The 7,844-nt window shown below is 72.4% G+C and carries 9 protein-coding genes; 4 read left to right on the top strand and 5 right to left on the bottom strand.

What is annotated here, in order from left to right; translation table 11 throughout:
- Positions 1–22: 22 nt before the first annotated feature.
- Entirely contained in the window at positions 23–799 is a 777-nt protein-coding gene (locus GKQ77_RS22675) for a lysophospholipid acyltransferase family protein (protein WP_219690775.1), read from the bottom strand.
- Positions 800–998: 199 nt separating this feature from the next.
- Here GKQ77_RS22675 and GKQ77_RS22670 point away from each other — a divergent pair, with 199 nt between their 5' ends.
- The 4 genes from GKQ77_RS22670 to GKQ77_RS22655 all read left to right on the top strand — a co-directional run bounded on the left by GKQ77_RS22670 (position 999) and on the right by GKQ77_RS22655 (position 4,288).
- The gene (locus GKQ77_RS22670; RefSeq protein WP_219690774.1) at positions 999–1,778 is read left to right on the top strand and encodes an alpha/beta hydrolase; all 780 of its coding nucleotides are present in this window, start codon (positions 999–1,001) and stop codon (positions 1,776–1,778) included.
- On the top strand, positions 1,771–2,469 hold the full coding sequence (locus GKQ77_RS22665) for a hypothetical protein (RefSeq protein ID WP_219690773.1): 699 nt from the start codon (positions 1,771–1,773) through the stop codon (positions 2,467–2,469). The genes GKQ77_RS22670 and GKQ77_RS22665 overlap by 8 nt, the downstream gene beginning before the upstream one ends.
- A 213-nt stretch (positions 2,470–2,682) precedes the next feature.
- Positions 2,683–3,309 (top strand): RNA polymerase sigma factor, encoded by a 627-nt coding sequence (locus GKQ77_RS22660; protein ID WP_219690772.1) that lies wholly within the window; start codon positions 2,683–2,685, stop codon positions 3,307–3,309.
- Positions 3,296–4,288: a CU044_5270 family protein gene (locus tag GKQ77_RS22655; protein ID WP_219690771.1), complete on the top strand. Its 993-nt coding sequence runs from the start codon at positions 3,296–3,298 to the stop codon at positions 4,286–4,288. Before GKQ77_RS22660 ends, GKQ77_RS22655 begins: the two co-directional genes overlap by 14 nt.
- Before the next feature lie 3 nt (positions 4,289–4,291).
- On the opposite strand, the gene GKQ77_RS22650 is transcribed toward GKQ77_RS22655, so the two are convergent.
- From GKQ77_RS22650 to GKQ77_RS22635, 4 genes are all read right to left on the bottom strand, one after another.
- Positions 4,292–5,056 (bottom strand): endonuclease/exonuclease/phosphatase family protein, encoded by a 765-nt coding sequence (locus GKQ77_RS22650; RefSeq protein WP_219690770.1) that lies wholly within the window; start codon positions 5,054–5,056, stop codon positions 4,292–4,294.
- Positions 5,057–5,197: 141 nt separating this feature from the next.
- On the bottom strand, positions 5,198–6,151 hold the full coding sequence (locus GKQ77_RS22645) for an ROK family glucokinase (RefSeq protein WP_125512339.1): 954 nt from the start codon (positions 6,149–6,151) through the stop codon (positions 5,198–5,200).
- A 52-nt stretch (positions 6,152–6,203) separates the two neighbouring features.
- On the bottom strand, positions 6,204–6,689 hold the full coding sequence (locus GKQ77_RS22640) for a DUF5304 domain-containing protein (RefSeq protein ID WP_219690769.1): 486 nt from the start codon (positions 6,687–6,689) through the stop codon (positions 6,204–6,206).
- A gap of 34 nt (positions 6,690–6,723) precedes the next feature.
- The coding region (locus GKQ77_RS22635; protein ID WP_219690768.1) for an ArsA family ATPase at positions 6,724–7,844 on the bottom strand (1,121 nt) is incomplete at its 5' end.

Raw genomic sequence — 7,844 nt, 5'->3', positions numbered from 1 at the left:
CCCCACCCCTGAACGGACGCGGCTAGGCGCCTGACCGTTCCTTGTCCCCCGCCTTGGCGGCCGCCTTCTCGGCAGCCGCCTTCTCCGCCGCCTTCTCCGCCGCCTTCTCGATCGCCTTCGCGGCCTTCGCGGCCTCGGCGATCTGGCGCTTCGCGGCCGTCGCGTACATGTCGACGTACTCCTGGCCGGAGAGCTTCATGATCTCGTACATGACCTCGTCGGTCAGCGCACGCAGCACGAAGCGGTCCTGCTCCATGCCCTGGTAGCGGCGGAAGTCGAGCGGCTTGCCGATGCGGATGCCGGGGCGCATCAGCTTCGGCATCAGCTTGCCGGGCGGCTGGATCTTCTCCGTGTCGATCATGGCCACGGGGAGCACCGGCGCGCCCGTGGCGAGCGCCACGCGCGCGAGGCCGCCCGGTTTGCCGCGGTAGAGGCGGCCGTCGGGCGAGCGCGTGCCCTCGGGGTAGATGCCGAAGAGCTCGCCGCGCTCCAGGACCTCGATGCCGCTCTTGATGGCCGCCTCGCCCGCGCCGCGGCCGCCGGAGCGGTCCACGGGGAGCTGGCCGACGCCCTTGAAGAAGGCGGCGGTCAGCTTGCCCTTCACGCCGGGGGAGGTGAAGTACTCCGCCTTGGCGATGAAGGTGACCTTGCGGTCGAGGACCGCGGGGAGGAAGAAGGAGTCCGAGAACGAGAGGTGGTTGCTCGCCAAAATGGCGGGACCCTCGGCGGGGACGTTCTCAAGGCCCTCCACCCAGGGCCTGAAGCCGAGCTTCAGCGGCCCTCCGATGGCAACCTTCATTGCGCCGTAGATCAAACCGAATGCCTCCTGTTTCTGTGGATCAGACCTTAACCCGGGGTACGGCCAATGGGCCCGACGACCCTGGTCGGTGTCAGTCCGGTCGCGTACGGTGAAGTACTCCTCTCCACTTCTCGCAAGCTGTCACGTTCCCGCAAGCTGCCCCGACTCCCCTTGCCACATCTCACGAAGGAGACCGAAGGTGCCGGTCCTCCCCGGAGCCGAGCCGTACCGCCACGAAGGCGGCGAGGTCGGCGTCCTGCTCTGCCACGGCTTCACCGGATCCCCGCAGTCGCTGCGCCCCTGGGCCGAGTATCTGGCGGAGCGCGGCCTGACCGTCTCGCTGCCGCTCCTTCCCGGGCACGGCACCCGCTGGGAGGACATGCAGGTCACCGGCTGGCAGGACTGGTACGCGGAGGTGGAGCGCGAGCTGCGGGGCCTGCTGGAGCGGTGCGAGCGGGTCTTCGTCTTCGGGCTCTCCATGGGCGGCGCGCTCGCTCTGCGCCTCGCGGCCAAGCACGGTGACGCGATCAGCGGCATCGTCCTGGTCAACCCGGCGAACAAGCTGCACGGCCTGTCCCCCTACGCGCTTCCGGTCGTCCGGCACCTCGTGCGGACGACGAAGGGCATCGCGAGCGACATCGCCAAGCCCGGCTCGGTGGAGATCGGCTACGACAGGGTGTCGCTGCACGCCGCGTACTCCCTGCGGATCTTCTTCCGCCTCGTCGACGGCGAACTGCCGCAGGTCACCCAGCCGTTGCTGCTGCTCCACAGCCCGCGCGACCACGTGGTGCCGCCCGCCGACTCGGCGCGCGTCCTCAGCCGCGTCTCGTCCAGGGACGTCACGGAGATCCTGCTGGAACAGAGCTACCACGTGGCGACGTTGGACCATGACGCGGACCGGATTTTCGAGGAGAGTTACGCCTTCGTCGGCCGGCTCGCCCCCAGTGTCGGCAAGGAAGGGACGGCCACCGGTGGCTGAGCACGAGGCGGACCGCGACGAGAGCCGCGACGAGAGCCGTGACGAGGAGAGCCGCGAGCCCGAGCAGGCCGCCGCGAAGAGCCCCGAGAAGAACCTCGAGAAGAGCAGGGCGCCCCGCGACGGCGGGCTGCCGCTCGACGAGGACGCCGCCTGGCAGGCGATCGTCGCGGGGTACGGCGAGGAGCCCGCGGACCCGCCCGGCGCGAAGCCCTTCAAGTCGGTCGAGGACCTGGCCCTCCTGGAGTCGGAGACGAACGGCCCGACGGGCGCCGCCCCCTCCCAGGACGGCCCCGCGAAGGACGCCCCCGACGCCAAGTCCAACCCGGGACGCGGCGCCGACAAGCCGCTCGGCAGCTCCGTCTCCTTCGCGCCCGGCGTCGGCGGCCCGCGCGACTACACCGCCCCGGAGCCCACCGAGGACGACTTCGACGCGGACGACGAGGGCCACTTCGTGCCTCCGGAGCCGCCGCCGCTGCCCGAGGCCGACGTGACGGCCAAGTTCGCCTGGCTCGCGGTGCTCGGCGGCCCGCTCCTCATCCTGCTCGCCGTGCTGCTCGGCTGGCAGATGACGTGGTGGTTGACGACGCTCGGCATCGGCGGCTTCCTGGGCGGCTTCGCCACGCTCGTGACGCGGATGCACAGCGGGGACGAGGACGAGGACGACGACCCGGGGCGCGGGGCGGTCGTCTGAGCCCGCGCGCAGCCGCGCAGCCGCACTTCAAGGCCCGTCCGGAGCGCTCCGGGCGGGCCTTCGGCGTGCCCGGGACGCGCGGGACACGGCAAGGGAACCGCCTGGGACGCGGGAATGGAACCCGATCCCGCCGAGCGGCGAAGGAGAGGTGAACCACCCGCACAACCCCAAGCCCAAGCCTTCGAGGCGTTCGTACGAACGAAAGGAGCCCCGATGACCGTCGACCCCGGCGTCCCCCTTCTCCTGGGGCAGGGCGAGCAGAGCGACGCCTGGTCCATCGAGCGGTCCCGGGACGAGCCCGAGCAGTTCGCCGCCCTCTTCGACCGGCACGCCGACTCCGTCCACCGGTACGCGGCGCGCCGGCTCGGTCCCGAGGCGGCGGAGGATCTGATGGCGGACACCTTCACCACCGCCTTCAAGGAGCGCCACCGCTACGACCTGGCGCGGGCCGACGCCCGCCCCTGGCTCTTCGGCATCGCCACCAACCTCATCGGGCGGCACCGCAGGGCCGAGGCCCGCCGCTTCAAGGCGCTCGCCCGGGTGCCCGCGCCGGTGCCGCACGAGGAGTCGGTCGCCGACCGCGCGGTCGCCCGCGCGGGCGCCGAGGGGATGCGCGGGGAGCTGGCGGCGGCGCTGGCCCGCCTCCCCGCACGCCACCGTGACGTGCTGCTCCTCGTGGCGTGGGCCGACCTCGGCTACGAGGAGGTGGCGCACGCGCTGGGGGTGCCCGTCGGCACCGTCAGATCCCGGCTGCACCGGGCCCGCAGAACACTGCGCGAAGCACTGGGCGGAACCGACCCGACAGCTTTCCAGGAGGTACACGCCCATGAACGAGCTTGATGAACTGCGTCACTGGGAGGCGGGAGCGCCCCCGCTCGACGACGACACCCGCCACCGCGCGCGGGTGCGGCTCTTCGCCGCGATGAACGAACCGGCTGCCCGTCCCGTACGGCGGCGCCGCCCGGTGCTGCGCGTCGCCGTCGCCGGGGCGGTCGCGGCCGCCGTGGTGGGGACCGCTCTCGTCGCGGTGAACACCGGCGAGGAAGGTCAGGAGCCCCGCGCGAAGGCGCCCGTCGCCAGCCCGCCGCTCGGCAACGTCTCCGCGCGGACCGTGCTCAACGGCGCGGCCGCCTACGAGCGCAGGCACGAGAGGACCACCGCCCCGCGCGACGACCAGTACACCTACACGAGGGAGATCACCAAGGAGACCGAACAGGGCACCGGTGAGGTCAAGCGGCACGTCAGCGAGATCTGGCGCTCCGTGGACGGCTCCAAACGCTCCTGGATCATGGAACTGGGCAAGGGCTGGTGGTCGAAGCCGCTCAAGGCCAACGAGCGGCTGTGGCCCCCGCAGGACTGGGACACGCTCGAGAAGCTGCCGACCGACCCCGAGAAGCTGATCGCCACGCTGCTCAAGGAGATGGACGCGGGCCACAAGAGCGGGTTCTACGACAAGATCACCGACCAGGAGTGGTCGATCATCCAGTCCCACCTCGCCGGCCTGCTGAAGCTGGTCCCGGTGATGCCGAAGGGCTTGCGCCCGGCCGCGTACGAAGCACTCGGCATGGTCCCTGGGGTGAAGGCGGTCCCGAACCAGAAGGACGCGAAGGGCCGCACCGGCGTGGCGATCACCTACACCGATCCGATGCTGCCGGGCACCCCGCACGAGCGTGCCTTCATCTTCGACCCCAAGACGTACGAGTTCCTGGGCTCCCGCGACACCCGCACCTCGGGGACCGGCGCGAAGACGAAGACGTACACCCAGCTCTCATACCTCGACAAATGGGCGATCACCGACAAGGTGAAGCAGCGCCCGTGAGGCTCAGCGCGTAGCGGGAACCCTGAGGGCGGCCAGGACCGGCAGATGGTCCGTGGCCGCCCTCAGGTCTTCCCCGGTGATCCCGGGCAGCTCCAACGGCACGCCGCAGCCGAGCACTTCGACGCCGGGCGTGGCGAACAGCGCGTCGATGCGCTGGTGCGGGTCGGCGGGCGTGGAGGTGTTCTCGCCGCCCCAGGGCTCGGCCGTCCAGCAGTCCGTCAGCCCCTCCGCGAGCCTGCGGAACGTACGCCCCTGCGGCCTCTCATTGAGGTCGCCGCCCGCGACGGCGTGCTCCACGCCCATCCCGGCGAGCCGGTCGAGCAGCATTCCGCCCTGCGCGTACCGCTCGTCGGCCTGAAGGCTCAAGTGGCAGCTCAGGACGCCGAGTCGGGCGCCCCCGAAGCGCACGACCGCGGTCGCGAAGCCGCGCCGGTGCAGCCCCGGGGTGAGGGGCAGCAGCACGTCCTCGGTGCGCTCGACGGTCGCCCGGAGCGAGCAGAGCAGCGCCGGGCCCGACGCGGTGCCGCCGCCGGAGAGGATCACCAGGTCGGCGGCGCGCGCGAGACGGGCCAGCTTCTTGCGCCAGCGGAAGAACCGCGGCGCCTCCTGGATCAGGACGAGGTCGGGGGCGCAGGCGGCGATGACCCGGGCGAGCGCGTCGGTGTCGTCCCGCATCGAACGGATGTTGTAGCTGAGCACCCGGATGACGGCCGAACCGTCCTCTTCGGTGTGGGAGTTGGGCAGCGTACGGGCCGTACTCGTCGACATGGCGCTCAAGATACGCGAACGCCGGACAGGTACACGGGAACGCCGGACGGGCCGGAGAGAATCCAGCCCGTCCGGCGTTTGAGGACGAGCGCGCAGCGCGATCGACGGCGCCTAAAGGTGCGGCCGACACTTTGGCACAGGTCACATGACCGGGTCAGGCTCCCGCGCCAGATCCGCCGCGCCGACAAGCCCCGCCTTGTTCCCCAGCTGGGCGGCGATGACCTGCGCCTCGGGGCGCCACGCGGCACCGACGAGCCAGCGCTTGAAGGACTTGCGGATCGGGTCGAGGACCAGCTCGCCCTCGTCCGAGAGGCCGCCGCCGACGATGAACGCGGACGGGTCGAAGAGCGACGCCAGGTCGGCGAGGCCCGCGCCCGCCCAGCGGGCCAGCTCGCGGTAGGAGTCGATGGCGACGGCGTCACCCTGCCGGGCGGCCATCGAGATGTGCTTGCCCTCGATGCCCTCGGGGGTGCCGTCACCCAGCGAGAGGAGGTACTCGGCGTTCTCGGGGGTGGCGTTGGCCCGCTGGCGCGCGTACCGCACGAGGGCGCGCCCGGATGCGTACTGCTCCCAGCAGCCCTGGCTGCCGCAGCCGCAGAGCAAGCCGTCCGGGACCATCCGGATGTGGCCGAACTCGGCCGCCACGCCGAAGTGGCCGCGGCGCAGCTTGTTGCCGATGATGATGCCGCCGCCGAGGCCGGTGCCGAGCGTGATGCAGATGACGTTGCGGTGGCCCTTGCCGCCGCCGAACTTGTACTCGCCCCACGCGGCGGCGTTGGCGTCGTTCTCCACGACGACCGGAAGGCCGACGCGCCTTTCGACCTCGTCCTTCAGCGGCTCCTGCCGCCAGTCGATGTTCGGCGCGAAGTAGACCGTGGAGCGCTGGCGGTTGACGTAGCCGGCGGCGCCGATGCCGACGCCGACGATCTCGTGTCCGGCCCGCGCGCCTTCCACGGCGGAGGCGATCGCGTCGACGATGGCCTCGGAAGTACCAGGGGTGGGCACCTTGAAGGTCGAGAGGATGTTGCCGTCCTCGTCGACCACTCCGGCCGCGATCTTGGTGCCGCCGATGTCGACGCCGATGGTGAGTCCCATGAATCCCTCAGTTCGATCGAGCCCCGCTACGGCCCACCGTACCCGAGGGGGGTCAGTCGAGATCGATGTGTTCCCCGGTCGTGGGCCCCTCGTCCCGGCGATCGGTGTCCTTGGTGTCGGCGCCGTCCGCCCCGTCGCCGCGGGTCCAGCGGGTCTCCTGCTTCTCGACCGCCGAACGGTAGGCGGCGAGCAGTTCGGAACCGGCCGCCGCCAGGTGGTCGAAGACATCGGGATTGCGCTCGATGACCGGCTCGACCACGGCCTTCGCCTGCTGGACGACCTGCTTCACGGTCTGCTCGACGACGCCCTGCCCGACCGCGCCGAGCAGCGGCGACTGGAGCCCGGAGAGCTTGTCGGAGACGGCGTCGACGAGCTTGCGCAGCTCCTCGGCCGCGGAGCCGGGCTGCGGCCCGTACTCGGCGCGGCGGCGGGCCCGCTCCGCCGCGAGATCCTCGGCGCACGCCTTCTCCCAGGCGTCGGCGTCAGCCGCGGCCTCGGCTTCGACGCGGGGGACCTCACGCTCGGATGCATCGCTCATACCACTCGACGTTACCCGAATGGCGGTAGCCCGTTCACCGTCCTTCGGGCCACAGGCCGGGGTCCGGCGTGAACCGCACCCGCAGCTCGCCCTCGCGCAGCCCTGCTCCGGCTACTGAACAGCGGCGCAGCGCGGACGGCAGGGTGACGATGCGACGGAAGGCTCCGGCGGTGATGACGAGTTCGTCGCCGCGCCGGATCAGGCCGAGCTGTTCGCGTACGGCGCCGGGGAGCGGTATGTGCCAGGTGTAGGCGCGGTCCTGCTCGTCGGCGGGCGCCTCGGTGACGGGCCACTCGACGGGCGCCGGGGCGGCGGCCGGCGCGGGCAGGCCGAGGGCGGCGAGGTCGGCGGCGCCGCGCGGGTCGTGGCCGAGGTGGCGGACCGTGAGGACAGGCTCGTACGCCGTCTCCCACTCGTCCAGCGTCTTGCGCTGCTGCGCGGAGAGCGCCGCGAGCCAGGTGTCGGCGGACGTGTCGGGCAGGACGCGGTTGGCGATGAGGAGGTCGGTGCGCAGGCCTTGCAGGGCGAGGCCGGTGGCGGCCGAGGCGAGGGCGTCGGCGCCCGCGGGGCCCGGCTCTGCGACCAGGCGCACGGTGGTCGCGGGGGCCTCGATCACGGCCTGGGCGGCGGCCAGCTCGCCCTCGAGGCGGGCGGCGCTCTCGTACAGCCAGGCGGCGGGCATCGGGACGCCCGCGAGGCGGCCGAGCATGGGGCGCAGGGCGCGGGCGGCCTGCCGTTCGGGCGGCAGGAGCCTGCGCAGATAGCGGCGCAGCTGCTCGGGCAGGGCGAGGACGGCGAGGGCTTCGGGGGTGGGCGGCAGGTCGACGACCACGGTGTCGTGGGCGCCCTCGCGGGCGGCGTCGCGCAGGGCGCGCAGCAGGGCGAGCTCGCCGCTGCCGGGCAGCGGGGTCAGCTCCTCGCCGTCGAGCCGCTCGGCGCCGAGCAGGTCGAGGGCGGAGGCGGCACGTTCCTGCAGGGCGAGCAGGTCGTCCCGGAAGTGGGTGGCGGGCGCGAGGCGCCGCGCGGTGAGCCCCGGGTGCGTGTCCTGGCCGCCGAGTACGGCGTCCAGGGTGTCGGTGCGGTCGGCGCTGAGCACCAGTGTCCGGTGGCCCGAGCGGGCGGCCGCCAGTGCGGTGCCTGCGGCCGCGGTGGTTC

This window comes from Streptomyces anatolicus (assembly GCF_019400875.1).
Lineage (GTDB): Bacteria > Actinomycetota > Actinomycetes > Streptomycetales > Streptomycetaceae > Streptomyces > Streptomyces anatolicus.
The sequence above is the reverse complement of the archived record's forward strand: the minus strand, read 5'-3'. Positions and strand labels throughout refer to the sequence as shown.